The following is a 20,053-nucleotide window of genomic DNA, read 5'->3' as shown; positions in this document are numbered from 1 at the left end:
ATCGGCCGTGCCGCGCTCGCCGCACGCGCCGCCGAAGGGGCCGAGGCACGCCCCCGCGTCGCGCTCGCCGCAGCGGCGGGGCCGGTGCCGCGCCGGGTCGCGGCACTGCTCGGCCGGGCGACCCCCCGACCACGCGTCGGCCGGGCAGCCACCGTTGCGCTGCTGGCCTGCCTGGCCCTGTCCGGAGCGGCCGCGCTCGACGCGACCCACGATCTGCACAGCAGCATCGAGGTGGCGCAGGGCGAGAACCCGCAGCGCTGACACTCCACGGCGCGGGCACCTTTGCGGCGAGCGCCGACCGCGCGTGGCCGGGGCAACTCCTCGCCGGCAACCGGTGGTCCGGGACCCGGCCTGCCGTTGCGCTACACCGTCAGCGGACCGCGGCGTGGTTAGACTGGGCGCCATGGGTTCGTACTACTTCTTCCGCTGATCTCGGGCACGGACGCCGCCGCGCGACGCTGAGCGTCGCCGTGTGACCCGTACGGTCACCACTGCGTGCTGCGCATCCCTTCCTTCCGCCCGTCGGACGCCCCCCGCCCCGCAGCGCCCTTCCGTGCGCCGTCGAGGGCACGTCACCTCAGGGAAGCCCACCCATGTCTGTCCAGCACGATCGCGCCCAACTGACCATGAAAGACGTCTCCAAGGCGTACGGAGACCGAACCGTCCTCGACCAGGTGTCGCTCACCGTCCGCCCCGGCGACCGCGTCGGCGTGATCGGTGAGAACGGCTCCGGGAAGTCCACACTGCTCCGGCTGATGGCCGGGGCCGAGACGCCGGACACCGGCGAGGTCACCGTCCGGTTCCACGCAGGCATCGGCCACCTCTCCCAGACCCTCGCGCTCGGCGCCGCCCACTCCGTGCAGGACGCCGTCGACACGGCCCTCGCCGAACTGCGTGAACTGGAACGGCGGATCCGCACCGCGGAAGCCGCGCTGGCCGCATCCGGGACTCCTGCCGAGTCCGAACTCTCCGCATACGGCGATCTGTTGACGGCGTATGAGGAACGCGACGGCTACCGGTCCGATGCCCGGGTCGACGCCGCGCTGCACGGGCTCGGGATCGGCCACCTCACCCGTGACCGCCCCCTCGGCACGCTGTCGGGCGGCGAACAGTCCAGGCTGGCACTCGCCTGCGTGCTGGCCTCCGCCCCGGAACTGCTGCTGCTCGACGAGCCCACCAACCACCTCGACCTCCATGCCACCGACTGGCTGGAGGACCACCTGCGCGCCCACCGCGGAACCCTCGTCGTCATCACCCACGACCGGGCTTTCCTGGAGCGCACCACCACCGTGATCCTGGAGGTCGACCGGGATCTGCGCAGCGTCGCCCGCTACGGGGACGGCTGGGACGGCTACCGCACCGCGAAGGCCGCCGCCCGCCGCCGCTGGGCCCAGGACCACCAGGCATGGCTGGACGAGCTGACCCGTACCGAGGAACTCGTCGACGCGGCGGGCCGACGGCTGGCCGGCACCGGAAAGGACCCCCACGAGGGCTGGGGCAAGCACCGCCGCTCCCACGAGGCCAAGCTGTCCGGACAGGTCAGAGCGGCCAGAACCCGACTGGACGAGCTGCGGCGGTCACCCGTGCCCGCCCCGCCCCAACCGCTGCGCTTCATCGCCGAACTGGCCGTGGCGGCGGACGGCGAACCGGACCAGGAACCGCTCGCCGAACTCGACTCCATCGTCGTCGGTGACCGGCTCGACCTGCCTGCCTGGCAGGTGGCTCCAGGACAGCGACTGCTGGTCACCGGCCCCAACGGCGCCGGGAAGACCACGCTGCTGCGGGTCCTGGCCGGAGACCTCCGCCCCGACCGCGGCACGGTCCGCCGCCGGGCCAGGATCGGCTACCTCCCGCAGGAACTTCCCGCCAGGCCGACCCGCCGCACGCTCCTCGCGACCTTCGCCGCCGGGCGTCCCGGCCACCCCGACACCTGGGCGGAACACCTCCTCGCCCTGGGCCTGTTCCGGCAGGAGGACCTGACGGTGCCCGTCGCCGCCCTCTCCGTCGGGCAGCAACGACGGCTCGCCATCGCCCGGCTGGTCACCCGCCCGGCCGATCTGCTGGTGCTGGACGAGCCGACGAACCACATCGCGCTCGGCCTGGTGGAGGAGCTGGAGGCTGCACTGGCGCAGTACAGGGGAGCGGTGGTCGTGGTCTCGCACGACCGCAGCTTCCGCAGCCGGTTCACCGGCGACAGACTCGAGCTCCGCGCCGGTCGACCGGTCGCCGGGACCCGCACGTAGAGTTCGAGCCGCACGACCGATGCGGGACGAGCCACCCGGAGCAGCTGCTGTGAGAGTGATCATTTTTGGCGCCACCGGGATGGTGGGCCAAGGCGTACTGAGGGCCTGCCTGCTCGACGACCGGGTCGAGAGCGTCCTGATCGTCGGCCGGACGACGGCCGGCGTGCGGCACCCCAAGGTCCGTGAGGTCGTCCACCGCGACTTCACGGACTTCTCGGCGATCGACGCCGAACTCACCGGCCTCGACGCGTGCTTCTTCTGCCTCGGCGTCACCTCGGCCGGTCTGAGCGAGGAGGAGTACTTCCGTATCACGTACACGTACACCCTGGCCGCGGCCCGGGCGGTCGCCGCCCACAACCCGGGACTGACTTTCACATACGTCTCCGGGGAGGGCACGGACAGCACCGAGAAGGGCCGCACCGCGTGGGCGCGGGTCAAGGGGCGCACCGAGAACGACCTCCTGGCGCTGGACTTCCACGCGTACATGTTCCGGCCGGGCTACATCCAGCCGCTGCACGGCGCGACGTCGAAGACCTCCTGGTACCGCTGGATGTACCGGGGTGTCTCCTGGCTCTATCCGGTGCTCCGGCGGATCATGCCGAACCATGTGACGACCACCGACGCCATGGGGCGCGCCATGATCGCCGTCGTCGGCCGGCAGGGCTCCGGCGAACACATCCTGCACAGCCAGGAGATCAACCGCGCGGCCGGCGCATAGCCTCTCTTCGTTCGTCCCGGACGTGTTCCGCCAGCCGTTCGACGAAGACCCGCTGGCCCGCGACGAGGCGCTCCGCCGCCTCATCCGGCGTGCACCAGGCGAACCGGTCGATCTCCGGGAACTCCTTCTGCACGCCGGACCCCCGGGGCCACTCCATGGTGAACGTCCCGGGCTCGGCACACGCCGGATCGACATCGGCCTCCATCGCCCACACGACCACCGACTTGCCACCGGTCTGACGGGACTCACCGAGCGGCACCCACACACCGTCAGGTGCCGGATGGCCGAACTCCTCCTCGAACTCCCGGCGGGCAGCGGCCTCGGGTTCCTCATCGGGGCCGTACTCGCCCTTGGGGACCGACCAGGCCGCCGCCTCGCGCCTCGCCCAGAACGGGCCGCCCATGTGCCCGATGAACACCTCGAACCCGGCGCCCCCGTCCGTGGACCGGAACAGCAGAAGACCCGCACTGCGCTTCTGAGACGACATACCGTCAAGTCTCCCCAATGATCACGCGTGTCATCGAGTCGCCGCACCCTGTTTCCCCTGAGGTTCCCGAGGCCCCCTGGTGCGTGGCAGTACGTGCGGCCATGCTGGCCGCCGACAGCGCTTACTGCCCGCCCAACCATCGCCATTCCAGGAGGATCTGTGGGACCTGGCATAGTCGGCAGAGCAACGCGACCCCTCGTTCTGCTTGCGACGGTGTCTGCGATGACGGTGGGAGCCATCGCCCCCGCCGTCGCCGATTCGACCCCCGACCCCCGTCCCCGTAACTCCGCCGAGGTCCTCAGACCGGTCGCACCGCCGGCCGCGAGCAATGCCGCCGGAGCGCCCCGATCCGTCGTGGACGGCGACGGCATCGAGACCGCCCGTACATCCCGCCCGATCGCACCCGGCATCCGCCTCAGCTCCTACGACCGGCTCGAGTCGGACAAGTGGCTGCGGGTCGACTCCCTCTCCGTCGATCTCGACGGCAGCGGCGCACAGGCCGACTACCTCTCCACCGGCAAGGTGTCCGACCGGCGTACGGTCTCCGAGCTGGCCGCCGGACACGATGCCGGTCCCGGCCGCCGGACCGTCGCCGCGATCAACGCCGACTTCTTCGACATCAACCAGACCGGTGCGCCCGAGGGCGTCGGCATCAAGGACGGCGCGACCGTCCAGTCCCCGGCCCCGGGAGTCAACCGGGCGGTCGGCATCGGCCCCGACAGTGCGGGCCGCATCCTGAACCTGTACTTCGAGGGCACGCTCACCCTGCCGTCCGGGCAGCAGCCGCTCGCCGCGTACAACGCCGCCAATGTGCCGGCCGGGGGAGTGGGCGCGTACACCTCGGCCTGGGGTACCGCCGACCGCGCACTGACGGTGGACAACGCAACTCCCGTCGCCGAAGCGGTCGTACGGGACGGGAAGGTCGTATCCGTGTCCTCCGTCCCCGGCTCGGGCGCCGTCCCCGACGACACCACGCTCCTCGTCGGCCGCGAGGCCGGAGCCACCGCGATCAAAGCACTCCAGTCCGGCGCCCCCGTATCGCTGACCTACCGGGCACGCACCGACGGCGGCCCCGTACCGCGCACCGCGGTCGGCGGCCGGGAACTCCTCGTCGTCGACGGCGTCGCCCAGAACCACGACGGCGAGGGCAACAACACCGCCGCGCCCCGCACCGCCGTCGGCTTCTCCCAGGACGGCCGCACGATGCAGATCCTCACCATCGACGGCCGCCAGGCCGACAGCGGTGGCGTCACCCTCACCGAACTCGGCCTGATGATGCGGCGCGCCGGCTCGTACAGCGCACTGAACCTGGACGGCGGCGGCTCCTCCACCCTCGTCGCCCGCCGGCCCGGCAGCGACGCGCTCCAGGTGGAGAACAGCCCCTCCGACGGCACCGAACGCACCGTACCCAACGGTCTCGCACTCACCGCCCCCGACGGCAGCGGCCGCCTCGACGGGTTCTGGGTAGACACCCGCACACCGGCCGGCTCCGCACCGGGCGTCGACCCGGTCAAGGGCGGCCACCCCGAGCGGGTCTTCCCCGGGCTCACCCGGCGCCTGACCGCGACCGGATACGACGAGACATACGGCCCCGCCACCGGCACCCCGCGCTGGCGCACCATCCGTGGCGACACCGGAACGGTCGACGGCAACGGCCTCTTCACCGCGCGCCGCAGCGGCACCACGGACGTCCGCGCCGAACAAGGAACCGCCCACGGCAGTACCACACTGACCGTTCTCGACAAGCTGGCCCGGATCGAACCGACCACCCGGCGGGTGGGCCTCGCGGACGCCGAAGCCATCGGTACCTTCGGCATCGTCGGACTCGACGCGCACGGCACCAGCGCCCCCGTCGAACCGCGCGACGTCACCCTCGACTACGATCACGCCGTCTTCGACGTACGCGACGACAGCCAGGGCAACTTCACCGTCACCTCACGCACCGGCAGCGGCGCCGGACAGATCAAGGCGACCGTCGCGGGCACCACCACCGCCCTCGCGGTCAGCGTCGGCCTCACCGAGCAGGCCGTCTCCGACTTCGACGACGCCGGATCCTGGAAGTTCAGCCAGGCCCGGGCGAGCGGTTCGCTCTCCGCCACCCCCGACGGCCACTCCGGCACCGGCCTGAAGCTCAGCTACGACTTCACCCAGTCGACCGCGACGCGTGCCGCCTACGCCGCGCCGCCCCAGCCGGTCGCCGTGCCCGGCCAGCCCCAGTCGTTCAAGCTCTGGATCAAGGGCGACGGCAAGGGAGCCTGGCCCACACTGCACCTCAAGGACGCTGCGGGCTCCGACCAGTTGCTCCGCGGACCGTACGTCACCTGGACCGGCTGGCGACAGGTCACCTTCGCCGTGCCGACGGGCGCGGCCATGCCGCTCAGCGTGTACCGCTTCTACCTCGCTGAGACGGCGGCCGCCCAGCAGTACACCGGTGAGATCGTCATCGACGATCTCACCGCCCAGGTGCCGCCCACCGTCGACCTGCCCGAACAAGCGGCCCCCGTCGACCCGTTGATCGATCCGGCAGCGGTCACCGAACACCGGGACTGGCAGTTCGCGGTGATGTCCGACGCCCAGTTCGTCGCCCGCGACCCGGACAGCGCGATCGTCACCCAGGCCCGGCGCACCCTGCGCGAGATCAAGGCAGCGCACCCCGGCTTCCTGGTCATCAACGGTGACCTCGTCGACGAGGGATCACCCGCGGACCTCGCCTTCGCCCGCCGGATCCTGACCGAAGAACTCGGCGACTCGCTGCCCTGGTACTACGTGCCCGGCAACCATGAGGTGATGGGTGGGAAGATCGACAACTTCATCACCGAATTCGGGCCCGCCCAGCGGACGTTCGACCACAAGGGCACCCGCGTCATCACGCTCGACACCTCCGGCCTCACCCTGCGCGGCGGCGGCTTCTCCCAGATCAAGGAGGTGCGCGCCCAGCTCGACGCGGCAGCCGAGGACCGCGACGTCGACTCGGTGATGCTGATCGAGCACGTGCCGCCGCGCGACCCGACCGTACAGAAGGGCAGTCAGCTCGGGGACCGCAAGGAGGCGGCTCTGGTCGAACAATGGCTCGCCGACTTCCGCCGTACGACGGGCAAGGGAGCCGCGTTCATCGGCAGCCATGTCGGGGTCTTCCACGCCTCGCACGTCGACGGGGTGCCCTATTTGATCAACGGCAATTCCGGCAAGGCACCGGCCGGCCCGGCGAACGAGGGCGGTTTCACCGGCTGGTCCCTCGTCGGCGCGGACCACGTCTCGCGCGGCGAACAGGCCGCCGCCCGGCAGAATCCGTGGCAGGGCGCGCCCGACTGGGTCTCCGTACAGACCAGGGCGCATGTCGACGCGCTGGCCCTCGACGCCCCGTCCGTCCTCGCTGCCGGAAACACCGCGAAGGTCGCGGCGACCGTCACCCAGGGCGCCCGCAGCGTTCCGGTCGCGTTCCCGCTGGCTGCCGACTGGACCGGGTCCCCGAACGTCCGGATCGGCGACCGGGACGGGGCCCGCCACCGGCACGTGGCGGTCTTCGACCCGGTCACCGGCACACTCACGGCGCTCCGGCCGGGCACGGTCACGCTCGCGGTGACGGTCAACGGGACGACGCAGCGGACGCAGATCCAGATCGCCGCAGCAGGCTCCGCTTCGGCAGCCTGACCAACGGCGTCGGTCCGCAACCCACGTGTGGACACAGCGGTCCCGCACCCGGCCCTCCGCAGAGAGCCGGATGCGGGACAGCTGCTTGCACCATGCTTTTATACCTTGCGGTAGGAGTACGCCTCCGACGCCGCGGCCTCCACCGCAGCCAGATCGCCGCCCGCCGACGCGGTGACCAGTGCGGCCACCGCGCCCTCGATGAACGGCGCGTCCACCAGGCGTGCCCCGTCCGGCAGTTCGTCGCCCTCGGCCAGCATCGACTTGACCGTGAGCACCGCACTGCCGAGATCGACCAGCACCGCGATCCCCACGCCGCCGTCGACGGAACGGGCGGCTTCGGCAATCAGCTCCGCACTGGTGCCGAGCCCACCCGTCTGCGTGCCACCGGCCGCGGCCACCGGCGCCGTCGCACCACCGGCCGCCAGCCCCCTGGCCAGCTCGGCGACCGCCTCGGCGACCGGCCCGCTGTGCGAGACCAGCACGATCCCGACCTGCTTCTCCCCGCTCATGCGTCGTCCCCGTTCCCGCCGCTTGCGCCGCTCGTCCCGGCAAGTGCGGCGATCAGCAGTGCCGAGGACGTCGCCCCTGGATCCTGGTGCCCGATGCTGCGCTCACCGAGATAGCTCGCCCTGCCCTTGCGGGCCTGCATCGGTACAGTGGCGGCGGCGCCCGCCTCCGCTGCGTCCCGGGCCGCTCCGGGCGACGTCCCGAGCGCCGCGACGCCCGGCAGCAGCGCGTCGAGCATGGTCTTGTCCCCGGCCTGCGCCCCGCCCAGCTGGGCGACGGCTGCGACACCCACGGCGAACGCCTCGGCCAGCTGTTCCTCCGTCACGGCGGGCGCATCGCCCAGCGCCTTCCCCGTCCGCCGCAGCAGCGTCCCGTACAACGGCCCCGAAGCACCGCCGACCGTCGAGATCAACTGCCGTCCCGCAAGTATCAGTACGGCCCCCGGCGTCTGCGGGGACTCCTTCTCCAGCACTGCGGTCACTGCGGTGAATCCGCGCTGCAGATTGCTGCCGTGATCGGCGTCCCCGATCGCCGAGTCGAGTTCGGTGAGGTGATGCGCCTCGCGATCCACCGCGGCGGCGGCTGCGGCCATCCAACGGCGGAAGAAGTCGGCGTCCAGCACAAGATCTCCTTGTCCCTGAAGCATCGTCATGGATGTACGGGCGACGTTCTCAGCGGCCCCAGCGGAGGGCGGGTGTCTCCACCGGCGCGTCCCAGAGCCGCAGCAGCTCCTCGTCGAGCTGGCACAGCGTCACCGAACATCCCGCCATGTCGAGCGAGGTCACATAGTTCCCCACGAGCGTACGAGCCACGGAGACATGCCGCTCGGACAGCACCCGCTGCACCTCGGCATTGAACCCGTACAGCTCCAGCAGGGGCGTCGCCCCCATCCCGTTGACCAGCACGAGCACCGGACTGGTCGGCTGCAGATCGTCCAGCACCGCGTGCACCACGAAGTCGGCGATCTCCCGCGACGTCATCATCGGACGTCGTTCCCGCCCCGGCTCACCGTGGATCCCGATCCCCAGCTCCAGCTCGCCGGGCGGCAGATCGAAGGTGGGGGAGCCCTTGGCGGGCGTGGTGACGGAACTGAGCGCCACCCCGAAGCTCCGCGACGCCTCGTTCACCTGCCGGGCGATGGCCTCCACCCGCTCCAGCGGTGCACCCTCGTCGGCGGCCGCCCCCGCGATCTTCTCGACGAACAGTGTGGCCCCCGTCCCGCGCCGCCCGGCCGTGAACAGACTGTCCGTCACCGCCACGTCGTCATTGACGAGCACCTTTGCGACCTGCACGCCTTCGTCCTCGGCGAGTTCGGCGGCCATCTCGAAGTTCAGCACATCACCGGTGTAGTTCTTGACGACGAACAGCACCCCGGCGCCACTGTCGACCGCGGCGGCGGCGCGCACCATCTGGTCAGGGACCGGCGAGGTGAACACTTCACCGGGACAGGCGGCGGACAGCATCCCCGGCCCGACGAACCCGGCGTGCAACGGCTCATGCCCCGACCCACCCCCGGAGACGAGCGCCACCTTTCCGGCCACGGGAGCATCGCGCCGCATGACGACACGGTTGTCGACATCCACGGTCAGTTCGGGGTGAGCGGCGGCCATACCGCGCAATGCGTCCGCAACGATGGTCTCCGGGACGTTGATCAGCATCTTCAACGGTATCTCCTACGAGGCGTAGCAGCCAGGTCCCTGAGCAGGATTCGACCTGGTCAGCGGGGATGTTCGGGGTTGTGACCCTGGGTGGTCGGTGGCGGTGTCGGGCGGGACTGATGCTGACTCAGTGCCGACCTTCGTGGCTAGCCATCAGGAGCACTCCGATCATGTCGTTGCTGACGTGATGAGGACACCAGTATTAATAGGGCATGCGTGATCAGGGAAGCGACGCGTCGATTGGGACGCGCGGATCCGTCGGCGCTCCGCTTCACCTCGTTGTCAGGAGGGCCTCGGTGCGCGGTCCCGCGTGAATGTCCGGCAACAGTTCAGCGCCCGACGGGGTCGGGGCATCCGTGCGGGCCGGTCGGGGATCTCCGTCGTGCTGTCTGTCAGGGTGTACCGCAGCGTGCCCGAGGGAGGCATCATCGGCGCGCGGCTTCGGCCGCCGAGCGGCAGCGGTTGCCCGGTCGCGGGGAGACGTGAGCATCCGCAACACCGAATCGGCTATGTGGCACGCGCGGAGCGGCCACGGGCGGTCAGGCCGCCGGTAACGGCGCGGATCTGGCGCAGCTCGACGACCACGTCCGCGAGGGACGCGGAGGCCGGAGCGGCGACGAGCGCGGGGCATCCGCCGACCGGTGGATGGCCGTCCAGCGTGTCCGCCAGTATGTCCAGGGCGCGGACGACCTCGACACCCTCCTCGGAGGAGGGGCGCTCGGCGCCGTACTCGATAGTGACGGCGCAGGCGGTGACGGCGTCCACGATCCGCTCGGAGGAGACGGCGACAGGGAACCAGCCGGCATGCCGTCCCCGCCGTGAGGGCAGCTCGGCGGCCACGATCTCTGCGGCGGCGCGGGCCTCGGCCAGGGCGCTGTAGGCGGCCCGGCGCAGTACCCAGCGGTCCTCAGGACGCTCCCCGGCCGGGACGGTCAGGACGTGCTCCAGGTACTCCCGGGTGCGGCGCAGCGCCTCGGCCATCAAGTGGCCGACCCGGGCGGTCGGGTCGGTGAGGGCAGGCAGGTGCCCGATGACGAGGACGATGCCGCAGGCGATCGTCGTGTCCAGCAGGCGAACAGGCGCCGCCTGGGTGTCGCCGCCGGCCCACACGAACGCCAGCACAGTCAGGGTGACGACACCGGTCTGCAGGGCGAAGTGGCGGCTCGCCACCGGCACGAGCGCGCCCGCGACCCCCGCGCAGACCACCGTCCACCAGACGCCGTCGCTCAGCGCCGCCGCGGGCACCGCGAAGACCAGGACGGCGAGCACCGTGCCGACGAAGCGGCTGACGATCCGCGAGAACAGCGGCCCGATGTCCGGCTTCACCGCGAACGCGGCCGTGACCGGCAGCCAGTACCAGTGGTCCGCGTGCAGGGCGAGCGCCAGGGCGGCACTGGCCGTGACGCACATCGCCACCCGCAGCCCGTACTCACGTCCGGCCGGTCCCAGCACCCGGCGGCGCAGCATCAGCGCGGTCCCGGCCGCGGGGAGCGGCGCGGCGTCCTCCGCCCGCGCCACGCCCGGGACCGTCCGAGCGAAGACCACGGTGGCCCGCAGCAATGCCCGGTCGAAGGCGGCACCGGCCGCAGTGCTCGTCCCAGGGGCGGGCAGCGCCCCGGGCGGCAGGCCCGTGCGCACTGCCGCGGCGAGTCGCCGCGGCCCCTCCCCGACCCGGGGCGCCAGGGGCTGCCCCTCCCAGAGCAGGGCGAACCCGGCGTCGCACAGTGCTGTGGCCACCGCGAAGCGTTCGGCGAGCAGTAGTTCCGCCGGGCGAACGGGTCGTCGCAGAAGCCGCAGGAACAGGCGACGCAGCCGCAGGGCCTCGTCGCCACGGTCCAGGGCCGCGGTCAGCCGACGCCGGGCGGCCTCCGCGCCGGGACTGCCGACGGCGTCCAGCGCGTCGGCCAGCGCCTCGAAGATCCGCGCCAGCGCCGCCAGCTCGCCGTGCAGGGCGCCGCCCACCGCGGGCGGCGGGCGGAGCACGAGCCTGAGCAGGAGCAGCCAGCCCGCCCCAGCGAGAAAGCAGAGCGTCTTGAACCAGGCCGCCCCCGGCAGGGGGAGCCCAACCCCGATGATCGACATGACCAGTGCCTGCATACCGGCCCGAGAGCACACCGGGCCCGCCACGCTCACCGCGCCCGACGCCGCGCCGATCGCGAACAGCACCGGCAGCACCCACCAGGTGGAGGGCACCGCAGCTGTCGCCGCCCCTGAGAGCACTCCGAGCGCCCCAGCCACGGCGGCCAGTCCGATGTGCACGACGCCTGTGCTCCGTGTTCCCGGCAAGTCGTTCAAGCTCGCGAACAGCGCTCCGAACCCGGCCAGCACGCCGATCTCGATCCGCCCCAGCGCCAGCCCGGCCGCCAGCATCGGCCCCGCTGCCAGGGCTCCCCGCAGGACGGCCGGCCATGGTACGGGCCCGCGCTGCCACTGCAGTGTGTGGGCCAGCCACGACGGCAGGACGGGACGGCGGCCGGAGCCACGGAGCGGCACGGGCGTACCTCACTCGCAGGAAGGGCGGCAGGAAACGGGAACGCAGACCCGGGCATTTCCGGCCGACGACTCGCCCTCGGCCTAACTGCCTGCGATGCCGCCCCGGCTGTCTGATCATCGCGGTGGCATGTCCCGATATCTCGTACCGACCGCGCTCCCGGCACGGGGTCGGCAACGACGATTGCCCCAGTCAGGGAGAGCTGTCCGGACTGCCGCTGGGGGTCAGCTCGCGGGACTCTGCGGTTCTTCCTCGTTGCGGATGGTCAGCTCGCCGTCGGCGACGTCGATCCGGAGGCGGCTGTGGGGCTGCAGGTTGCCGTCGAGCAGCATGCGGGAGAGCCGGTTGTCGACCTCGCGCTGGATCGTACGGCGCAGCGGGCGGGCGCCGTATTCGGGCTGGTAGCCGCGTTGGGCGAGCCATTCGACTGCGGCCAGGGTTACCTCGACGGTGACGTCCTGAGCGCGGAGCCGGCGCCGGGAGTCGTCCAGCAGCATGTTGGTGATCTGCCGTAGCTGCTGGTCGGCGAGCTGGCGGAAGATCACGATCTCGTCGATGCGGTTGAGGAACTCCGGCCGGAAGTGTTCACGCAGTGGGCGCAGCACCCGCTCGCGGCGGGCCTGCTCGTCGGCGTCCGCGTCCCCGGTACTGAAGCCCATCGCGCCGCCGCGACCGGTGATGGCCTGCGAACCGAGGTTGCTGGTCATGACGATGACGGTGTTCTTGAAATCGATGGTGCGGCCCTGGGAGTCGGTGAGCCGCCCGTCGTCGAGTACCTGCAGCAGGATGTTGAAGACGTCCGGGTGTGCCTTCTCGATCTCGTCCAGGAGCACCAGCGAGTAGGGGTTCCTGCGCACTGCTTCGGTGAACTGTCCGGCTTCCTCGTGGCCGACATAGCCGGGGGGAGCGCCGACCAGGCGGCTGACGGTGTGCCGTTCCTGGTACTCGCTCATGTCGAGGCGGATCATCCGGTCCTCGCTCCCGAAGAGCGCCTCCGCGAGCGCGCGGGCGAGTTCGGTCTTGCCGACGCCGGTGGGGCCGAGGAAGAGGAAGCTCCCGATCGGGCGGCCGGGGTCGGCCAGACCCGCCCGCGAGCGCAGGACGGCGTCGGCGACGGCGGTCACCGCTTCGTCCTGGCCGATGACGCGCTTGTGCAGATGTTCCTCCAGGCTCAGCAGCCGGTCCCGCTCCTCCTGGGTCAGGCTGCTGACGGGAATCCCGGTCTGGCGGGACACGATGCCGGCGATGTCCTCGACGGTGACCTCGACAACGTGGTTGCGCGGCTGCTGCGCGTGGCTTCCCTCGCCGATCCGCCGGTCGAGGTCGGCGAGTCGGTCGCGCAGCTCGGTCGCCCGCTCGTACTGCTCGGCGGCGACGGCCTGGTCCTTGTCCCGCGTGAGTTGCTCCACTTCGCGTTCCAGAGCACGGATGTCGGTGCCGCGGGTGGAGGAGCGCAGCCGGACCCGTGCGCCGGCCTGGTCCATGAGGTCGATCGCCTTGTCGGGCAGGAAGCGGTCGGTGAGATAGCGGTCGGACAGCTCGACGGCGGCGAGCAGAGCCTCGTCGGTGTAGCGGACCTGGTGATGGGCTTCGTAGCGGTCCTGGAGACCACGCAGGATCTCGACGGCGTCCGCCGGGCTGGGCTCGGGGACCAGAACCGGCTGGAACCGGCGGGCGAGTGCGGCGTCCTTCTCGATGTAGCGGCGGTACTCCTCGAGCGTGCTCGCCCCCACGACATGGAGTTCACCGCGGGCGAGGGCGGGCTTGAGCATATTGCTCGCATCCATTGGGCCGCCCTCGGAGCCGCCGCCCGCCCCGACGACGGTATGCACTTCGTCGATGAAGACGATCAGCTCGCCCGAGTGGGCGCGGATTTCGTCGATGAGGCCGGTGAGCCGTTCCTCGAAGTCCCCACGGAAGCGGGTACCGGCAACGACTCCTGAGAGGTCGAGCTGGACGACACGCCGACCGAGCAGGATGTCCGGCACGTCGCCGTCCGCGATGCGCTGGGCCAGTCCCTCGACGATGGCGGTCTTTCCCACTCCGGCTTCGCCGATCATGACGGGATTGTTCTTGCTTCGGCGGGCGAGGACCTCAATGGTCTGTTCGATCTCCTGGTCACGGCCGATGACCGGGTCAATGCGGCCCTCCCCGGCCAGGTCGGTGAGGTCGCGGCCGAACTTGTCCAGGTTGGGTGTGTTTCGTTCGCCGGCGCCGGGACGCTGGCCGGCGCTGCCGGGCATGGGTGCGAGACCGTCCCGGGCGCCGGCGGGCGGCGAGAAGTGCGCGTCGTACAGCATCTGCCCTGCTGCGGAGTCGCGGTTGGCGGCGAGTGCCACCAGCACGTGTTCCGGGCCGATATAGGAGGCGCCGGTGGAGCGTGCGATCTCATGGGCGTCGAGCAGAGCGCGCTTGACCGCCGGCGTGACGGCGATGTAGTTGCGTGGCGGCCCTTCCCCGGCCTGCCGGTCGATCTCGGCGGCGAGCGCGTCGGGATCGGCACCCGCCCGCGCGATCATGCGACGAGTCGGCTCGGTGGAGAGTGCGGCCCGCAGGAGGTGTTCCGTGTCGAGGTCCGTGCTCCCGTGCCGGGCGGCGTAGGACGCTGCGACGGTGACGAGCTGCCGCGCGGGGCCGCTCAACAGGCGGCTGAAGTCGATGCGCCGCGAGTCGGGTGGCTCCCCACCCTGTCCGCTGCCGAGAAAGTGCGAGAGGAAGTCTCCGAGGGGGTCCGGACCGTGGTCCTCTGGACCCTTCTGTCCGTCGGTCATGGGTATCCGTCCCCGTGGTCCGGGCGGACCGGGCCACGCTGTCTCAGTGCACGTGCAGCCGTGTTGGACGCGGTCCCGCAAGTCCGGCGTGACCACAGATCGCCGCAACCCCACTTGGCCTAATTTAGACGATATGTGCGCTATGTGTCGGTCAATCGAGCGGGGAGCGAAGGGACCCGCAGGGCTGCCTAATAGCGCACATGTTCGAATGCGAGGTACGCTCGATCCATGGCATCGATCCAGCTCCAGGGGTCCCTGTTCGACCAGGGCGACGAGGTGTGTCTGCGTCCACTGGACGGGCTCCGTAGAACCGGGCTCGGCGACGGCGCCTGGATCGACTTCCTGCCGGGCTGGCTGAGTGGCGCCGACGCGCTGTTCGAACAGCTGGCCACGGACGTTCCCTGGATGGCCGAGCGACGGCAGATGTACGAGCGGATCGTGGACGTCCCGCGCCTGCTCGCCTTCTACCGCGCCGGCGAACCGCTGCCGCACCCCGTCCTCGACGAGGCGCGGCATGCACTCTCCACGCACTATGCAGCCGAGCTCGGTGAACCCTTCACGACAGCCGGCCTGTGCCACTATCGCGACGGGCGCGACAGCGTGGCCTGGCACGGCGACCGCATCGGCCGGGGCGCCCGCGAGGACACGATGGTCGCCATCCTGTCCGTGGGAGCGTCCCGCGACCTGCTGCTGCGCCCTCGATCCGGCGGTGATGTCGTCAGGCGACCGCTCGGGCACGGCGACCTGATCGTGATGGGCGGTTCCTGCCAGCGGACCTGGGAGCACGCCATCCCCAAGACCGCGAGAGCCGCGGGAGGACGCATCAGCATCCAGTTCCGGCCGCACGGGGTGCAGTGACTCGTGCCGATGGCACGCAGGGGTCGGTGCCGGCGCGCGCGGCCGCCTGCTCTGCCGCTCGCCCAGCAGGCACCTGCCGGCAAGAAGCCAGACTTCCGCCCCCTCGGCCACGGGGCGCGCGACCCGCTACGTCACACTGGTGGTCCCGTCACCGAACGAGCGAGGCGACCGATGGCTCTGCAGTTCAGCGCCACCAACCCCGAACACCCCGCGTTCCTTCTCGCACTGCCCTGGCACCTGCCGCTCGAAGAATGGCCGGAGAAGCATCTGGTGACGCTGCCGCGCGGCATTTCCCGTCACGTCGTGCGCTATGCACGAGCGGGGGCCGACGTGGTGGCCGTCAAGGAGCTCGCCGAACGGCCGGCGGTACGAGAGTACGAGCTGTTGCGCACGCTGGCCCGGCTCGGGATACCCGCGGTGGACCCTCTCGCGGTGGTTACCGGGCGCACCGGCACCGACGGGGGACCGCTGGAGCCCGTGCTGATCACCCGTCATCTCAACGGGTCCCTGCCCTACCGCTCGATGTTCGAGACCACCATGCGCCCGACCACGGTGCACCGGCTCATGGACGCACTCGCCGTACTGCTGGTCCGGCTGCACCTGGCGGGGTTCGCGTGGGGCGACTGCTCTCTGTCCAACACACTCTTCCGCCGGGACGCCGGCGCCTATGCCGCCTACCTTGTAGATGCGGAAACCGGCGAGGTGCACAACCAACTCAGCACAGGGCAGCGTGATTACGACATCGATCTGGCCCGGGTGAACATCAGCGGAGAGATGCTGGACCTGGAGGCCGCGGGTGCGCTCCATCCCTCGGTGGATCCGATCGCCTTCGGCGCTGAGATCTGTCAACGGTACGAGGAGCTGTGGAGTGAACTGACTCGTACGTCGGTCTATCCGGCCGGCAAATATCACTACATCGAACGTCGTGTGCGTCGGCTCAATGATCTCGGCTTCGACGTCGCCGAGATGCAGATCGTCAACTCTTCGAGCGGCGACACGATCACGTTCGTCCCCAAGGTTGTCGACGCAGGACATCATCAACGCCAGCTGCTGCGCCTCACCGGCCTCGACGCCGAGGAGAACCAGGCCCGACGACTCCTCAACGACCTCGAGAGCTGGATGGCGACGCAGGAGGACTACGCACCTGGCGACGCGCTCGGCGCCCGTGCGGAGGTGCTCGCCCACCGCTGGGTCCGCGAGGTGTTCAGGCCTACGGTACGTGCCGTTCCGCAAGAACCCCGGAGTTCCATGGACGCGGCCGAGCTCTATCACGAGCTGCTGGAACACCGGTGGTACATGTCCGAGCGCGCACAGCTGGACATCGGTCTGGAGGCAGCAGTGGCGGACTACATCACCAGTGTTCTTCGTCGCCCCGAGACCGAAGTGCCGTCGGCGAGCGATTCGCCGTAGTCCGCGTGCCCCCGACGGCCGGGCGAGCGGTGCATGTCTTCCGCCTTGATGCAGGTGATTGCTTCAGGTCACACCACCATCGGCGCCCACTGACAGTCCTGCTCTGTCTGCTGGGCTCGGCTGCGTACGGCCATCTTGCCTGCAACCATCCGGCCCCTGACGTCAACTGTGGTGTGGGTCACGGGATTTGAGGTGCCGCAATGGAAAGGTGCCGACCTGACGTGCGTCGAGGTTGCGTCCGAGGCGGGATGCGAACCGGTGCAGGCGGGGGAGGCCACAGTCGACTGCAGGTGCTCTTGTTCCTGCCGTCCTCGGCGTCGGCAGCCGCGCCCCGCGCGTGAGCTGCTGCGAGCGCGTTCCCTCGTGGGATGAGGGAAGCTGGCTGGTGTGAAAGGTGAGCGGTTGCGATTCGACGGCTGGATCGCCGGCGTGGGGACGTCCTCCGGAACCCGGCTGGTGGTGGGTCACTGGCCCCGTTCACCCTTCGGGCCGTTCAGTGATGTGATGATTCAGTACCCGGACGGCGAGCGGTTGCTGATGGCACCGTCCCGTGCCATCGCTGACTTCGTCGCCGCCACCTACCGCTTCGAGCGCATCGAGGTCGTTCCCGTCACGGTCCGGCCGGGCGGCTCCGAGTGGAGCATTCAGGCCGGTCCGCTGAGTCTGCACCTGAGCATCGGGTACCGGTCCCCGCTGGGATGGGTGCTGCGTGCCGTGCCCGCCCCGCTGGCCAGGAGTCGGCGCTGGGCGGCACTCTGCGACCTCGCTGCCCGGCTCATGCCGGGCGTCCGCACTCTGGGCAGTGCCGGCTCGGGGCGTCGGGAGTGGTACGGAGCCCACGACGTGCGGCCCATTCTCGGTGCGGAAGCCGTGCTCGGCGGAGCCGGACTCGGGGCGCTGGCACCGCTCGATCCACCCGTGGAATTCGGGTTCGGTTCCGCACCCCGCCGGCCGGCTCTCGTACGTGTCACGACAACGGTGGAGCTGGCAGCGGCACCGTCGTGAGCGGTCTCCGCCCACACTCCGGCACCCGCGGGCGATGGTCGGTGACTGCCGGAGCGTGTCCCTCGCACAGTTGCCGTCGTGACGACGCACTCGTCGTCACGACGGAGCGGACAGGGGCGCTTCCCGCCCAGCGGGGTCCCGCGTCGCTCACCTTCGGATGCGCTCGCCCTGATCACGTGCGCCGGTCGGCACACGCCCGTCGGGCCGGGCCACCGAGGGCAACTGGATACGCGGAGGGGGCGATCAGAAGCCGAAGACCGATCCTTCGGTCAGACTCGCCTGCATCTCACAGTCGTTACCGAAGGTGGCCGACCAGGAGACGCTCCTGCCCTGCCACACACCGGTCGCGTTGACGACGACGGGGTCCCACTGACGCGTGCAGCTTCGCTGCGGCGGCATGGTCAGCTGGGTGAACTCGCCGTCGACCGCGAGCAGGTCCGCACACGCTGCAGCGGGCGAGGGGTGAGTGCCGGTGGGGCGCGGGGCGCAGCTCAGGGTGACGGCTCGCTGGACGGTGACCGAGGTGCCGCTGCTCTTGCCGACCGATAACACGAGGGCCGACGGGGCGTAGAGGCTGGTCGGCTGAGCGGGCTGGGCCTGCGCGATACCCATGGCGCCCATGCCCGTCATGGTCAGTGCAGATGCTGTGGCGATTGCGCCGACTCTGCCGAGGCTGTACCGCATGTGTGAATCTCCTTCGCTAGGGAGTGCGATTGCGGTCGGGAGTCTTGTGCATGCAGACAGTGAGTGCACATCGATCGGCTCTTTCCGGCCCGGCTCGCCGGGGACGTATCGACCGAATGGTCGTTCGGCCAGCTCGGAAGTGGTGTGTGGGCCCCGCGAGGGGTGTCCGGCATGTGGACAGAATTCGGTGGTACAACCGCGAACTACTGTCTGACCTGCAACTTTGCCGAGGTGGTTCTTGCGCGAAACTTCACGCTTCGGCCGGAAAGCAGCGCCTGAAGCCGCTCCACCGCCGTCGGTCGTCGCGGGGATGCTCGGCTATGCACCGTCCACACCGAGGCTGTCGCGGTCTGCGCTGGAGGAGCTGGAAGGAGTACACCCCGGCTACCGCAGCCAGTGATCAAACAGCCTGTCAGTGCCAGGGTCGGGTGTCCGGTGTGGGCAACGGGCGCAATGTGGACCAGCGTTCCAGCAGGCGTGCGGCCATTGCCTCGCTGAGGTCACCGAGTGCATGCAAATTGTCGTGGCCGCGGGTTAGGCCGGCGACTGCGCCAAGTCGGTGGACCAGGCGTTCCCGAGCGGAAACGTAGCCCCACTCGAAGTCCTCCGCCGGCACCCGTGCGAGGTGGTCGACCGACTCGCGGTGGGCGCGTTCGACGAGCGAGTCCCCTCGGATCAGCCAACCGGCGCAGGCGTCGGCGAGGTCACCGGGGACGTCCGCGCCGGTGAGGTTACGCCAGGTGGCACGGTAGATGTCCTCGACTTCCGCAAGCGGCGTGGCGGTGACCGACATGGCGCACCAGCAGGTCGGGAAACCGATGCGGAAGTAGGCGAGTTCGACGAGGCCGTTGCCCAGCGACGCCTGTTCGAAGTCGACGAAGCGGACGCCGGTGGCGGTGCGCAGATCGTTGCCGGGGCAGGGGTCTCCGTGGAGCAGGGCATGGTGAGGCGTGGGGTCCAGCCGGTCGCTCAGTGCAGCGAGTTCGTTCGGCACTGCCGGTGGGACGGGGACGCCAAGCGCCTGGGCGAGAGCGATGAAGGACTCGACGTCGGCGGCGGTCGGTCCGGACCAGGTGGGGAGCGTGCCTGTATCAGCCGGCCCGGTGAGTGAATGAAGCCGGGCGAGGGCCTCGGCATAGCCCGGCAGCCAGTCGTCAGCCGCTCCGAGATTGTCCAGGTACTCCAGGACCATCACTCGGGAGGCCGGGTCTGTTGCGAGTAGCGCCGGGGCGACGGTCGGTCGGGTGGCCCGTGCGGCTAGCCGCAGCGCGGCAACCTCCCGCGCGTAGCGTGCTTCCCCGTCGGGCCCGGTGCCCCCTCCGTCGGCGATCTGTTTGACGATCACCCGGCTACCACCGCGCAATTCGACCCGCCATACCCGGGAGCGCGGACTGCTGTCCAGGAGGGTGGCCTGCGTGGGGGAGCCCACTGCGGAGCGCAGCTCGTCGCTGATCGGTACCTGGGTCGGCATGATGGTCAGCGTAGGGCGTTCCGCCGCACAGAGTACAACTATGTTCAAGGGCGCCATTGTTGTGCCGTTGACGACGGAAGCCAGTAGCCGGCCCTCGCT

The 20,053-nt window shown here is 70.5% G+C and carries 14 protein-coding genes and 1 pseudogene; 7 read left to right on the top strand and 8 right to left on the bottom strand.

All coding sequences use genetic code 11. The features are described from left to right. The 3 genes and pseudogenes from ABZV38_RS28155 to ABZV38_RS28145 form a co-directional block, all read left to right on the top strand. Window positions 1-261 (top strand): annotated as a pseudogene (locus tag ABZV38_RS28155) (M56 family peptidase); the annotation flags it as partial. Between the two features lie 332 nt (window positions 262-593). Continuing rightward, on the top strand, window positions 594-2,243 hold the full coding sequence (gene abc-f / locus ABZV38_RS28150) for a ribosomal protection-like ABC-F family protein (RefSeq protein ID WP_356331235.1): 1,650 nt from the start codon (window positions 594-596) through the stop codon (window positions 2,241-2,243). 55 nt (window positions 2,244-2,298) lie between these two features. Further along, window positions 2,299-2,961, top strand: a complete 663-nt coding sequence (locus tag ABZV38_RS28145) for an NAD-dependent epimerase/dehydratase family protein (RefSeq protein ID WP_356331234.1) — start codon at window positions 2,299-2,301, stop codon at window positions 2,959-2,961. On the opposite strand, the gene ABZV38_RS28140 is transcribed toward ABZV38_RS28145, so the two are convergent. Next, on the bottom strand, window positions 2,939-3,448 hold the full coding sequence (locus ABZV38_RS28140) for an NUDIX domain-containing protein (protein ID WP_356331233.1): 510 nt from the start codon (window positions 3,446-3,448) through the stop codon (window positions 2,939-2,941). The genes ABZV38_RS28145 and ABZV38_RS28140 overlap by 23 nt on opposite strands. A gap of 222 nt (window positions 3,449-3,670) precedes the next feature. Between ABZV38_RS28140 and ABZV38_RS28135 the strand changes: the two genes are divergently transcribed. Continuing rightward, window positions 3,671-7,099, top strand: a complete 3,429-nt coding sequence (locus ABZV38_RS28135) for a phosphodiester glycosidase family protein (RefSeq protein ID WP_356331232.1) — start codon at window positions 3,671-3,673, stop codon at window positions 7,097-7,099. A 98-nt stretch (window positions 7,100-7,197) separates the two neighbouring features. Here ABZV38_RS28135 and ABZV38_RS28130 read toward each other — a convergent pair whose 3' ends face one another. The 5 genes from ABZV38_RS28130 to ABZV38_RS28110 all read right to left on the bottom strand — a co-directional run bounded on the left by ABZV38_RS28130 (window position 7,198) and on the right by ABZV38_RS28110 (window position 14,526). Continuing rightward, complete coding sequence (locus ABZV38_RS28130) at window positions 7,198-7,608, bottom strand: PTS fructose transporter subunit IIA (RefSeq protein ID WP_267006919.1); 411 nt, start codon at window positions 7,606-7,608, stop codon at window positions 7,198-7,200. Further along, window positions 7,605-8,228: a dihydroxyacetone kinase subunit DhaL gene (gene dhaL / locus ABZV38_RS28125; RefSeq protein ID WP_356331238.1), complete on the bottom strand. Its 624-nt coding sequence runs from the start codon at window positions 8,226-8,228 to the stop codon at window positions 7,605-7,607. Before dhaL ends, ABZV38_RS28130 begins: the two co-directional genes overlap by 4 nt. A gap of 49 nt (window positions 8,229-8,277) precedes the next feature. Further along, window positions 8,278-9,270, bottom strand: coding sequence for a dihydroxyacetone kinase subunit DhaK (dhaK, locus tag ABZV38_RS28120; protein ID WP_356331231.1), 993 nt, complete (start codon window positions 9,268-9,270; stop codon window positions 8,278-8,280). A gap of 501 nt (window positions 9,271-9,771) precedes the next feature. Further along, window positions 9,772-11,634: an FUSC family protein gene (locus ABZV38_RS28115; protein WP_356331230.1), complete on the bottom strand. Its 1,863-nt coding sequence runs from the start codon at window positions 11,632-11,634 to the stop codon at window positions 9,772-9,774. Window positions 11,635-11,979: 345 nt separating this feature from the next. Continuing rightward, on the bottom strand, window positions 11,980-14,526 hold the full coding sequence (locus tag ABZV38_RS28110) for an ATP-dependent Clp protease ATP-binding subunit (RefSeq protein ID WP_356331229.1): 2,547 nt from the start codon (window positions 14,524-14,526) through the stop codon (window positions 11,980-11,982). 228 nt (window positions 14,527-14,754) lie between these two features. Between ABZV38_RS28110 and ABZV38_RS28105 the strand changes: the two genes are divergently transcribed. The 3 genes from ABZV38_RS28105 (at window position 14,755) to ABZV38_RS28095 (ending at window position 17,799) form a co-directional block, all read left to right on the top strand. Then, complete coding sequence (locus tag ABZV38_RS28105) at window positions 14,755-15,384, top strand: alpha-ketoglutarate-dependent dioxygenase AlkB (protein ID WP_356331228.1); 630 nt, start codon at window positions 14,755-14,757, stop codon at window positions 15,382-15,384. A gap of 171 nt (window positions 15,385-15,555) precedes the next feature. Then, window positions 15,556-16,794: a DUF4032 domain-containing protein gene (locus ABZV38_RS28100; RefSeq protein WP_356331227.1), complete on the top strand. Its 1,239-nt coding sequence runs from the start codon at window positions 15,556-15,558 to the stop codon at window positions 16,792-16,794. A gap of 387 nt (window positions 16,795-17,181) precedes the next feature. Beyond that, entirely contained in the window at window positions 17,182-17,799 is a 618-nt protein-coding gene (locus ABZV38_RS28095; protein ID WP_356331225.1) for a hypothetical protein, read from the top strand. 243 nt (window positions 17,800-18,042) lie between these two features. Here the strand turns inward: ABZV38_RS28095 and ABZV38_RS28090 are convergent, their stop codons facing one another. Both ABZV38_RS28090 and ABZV38_RS28085 read right to left on the bottom strand, forming a co-directional pair. Next, window positions 18,043-18,483, bottom strand: a complete 441-nt coding sequence (locus ABZV38_RS28090) for an SSI family serine proteinase inhibitor (protein ID WP_356331224.1) — start codon at window positions 18,481-18,483, stop codon at window positions 18,043-18,045. 412 nt (window positions 18,484-18,895) lie between these two features. Continuing rightward, complete coding sequence (locus ABZV38_RS28085; RefSeq protein WP_356331223.1) at window positions 18,896-19,954, bottom strand: phosphotransferase; 1,059 nt, start codon at window positions 19,952-19,954, stop codon at window positions 18,896-18,898. Window positions 19,955-20,053 lie beyond the last annotated feature (99 nt).

Origin of the sequence: Streptomyces sp. NPDC005181 (assembly GCF_040608395.1) — a bacterium.
In the GTDB taxonomy this organism is placed as follows: domain Bacteria; phylum Actinomycetota; class Actinomycetes; order Streptomycetales; family Streptomycetaceae; genus Streptomyces.
This window is presented reverse-complemented; position numbering and strand designations above follow the sequence as displayed.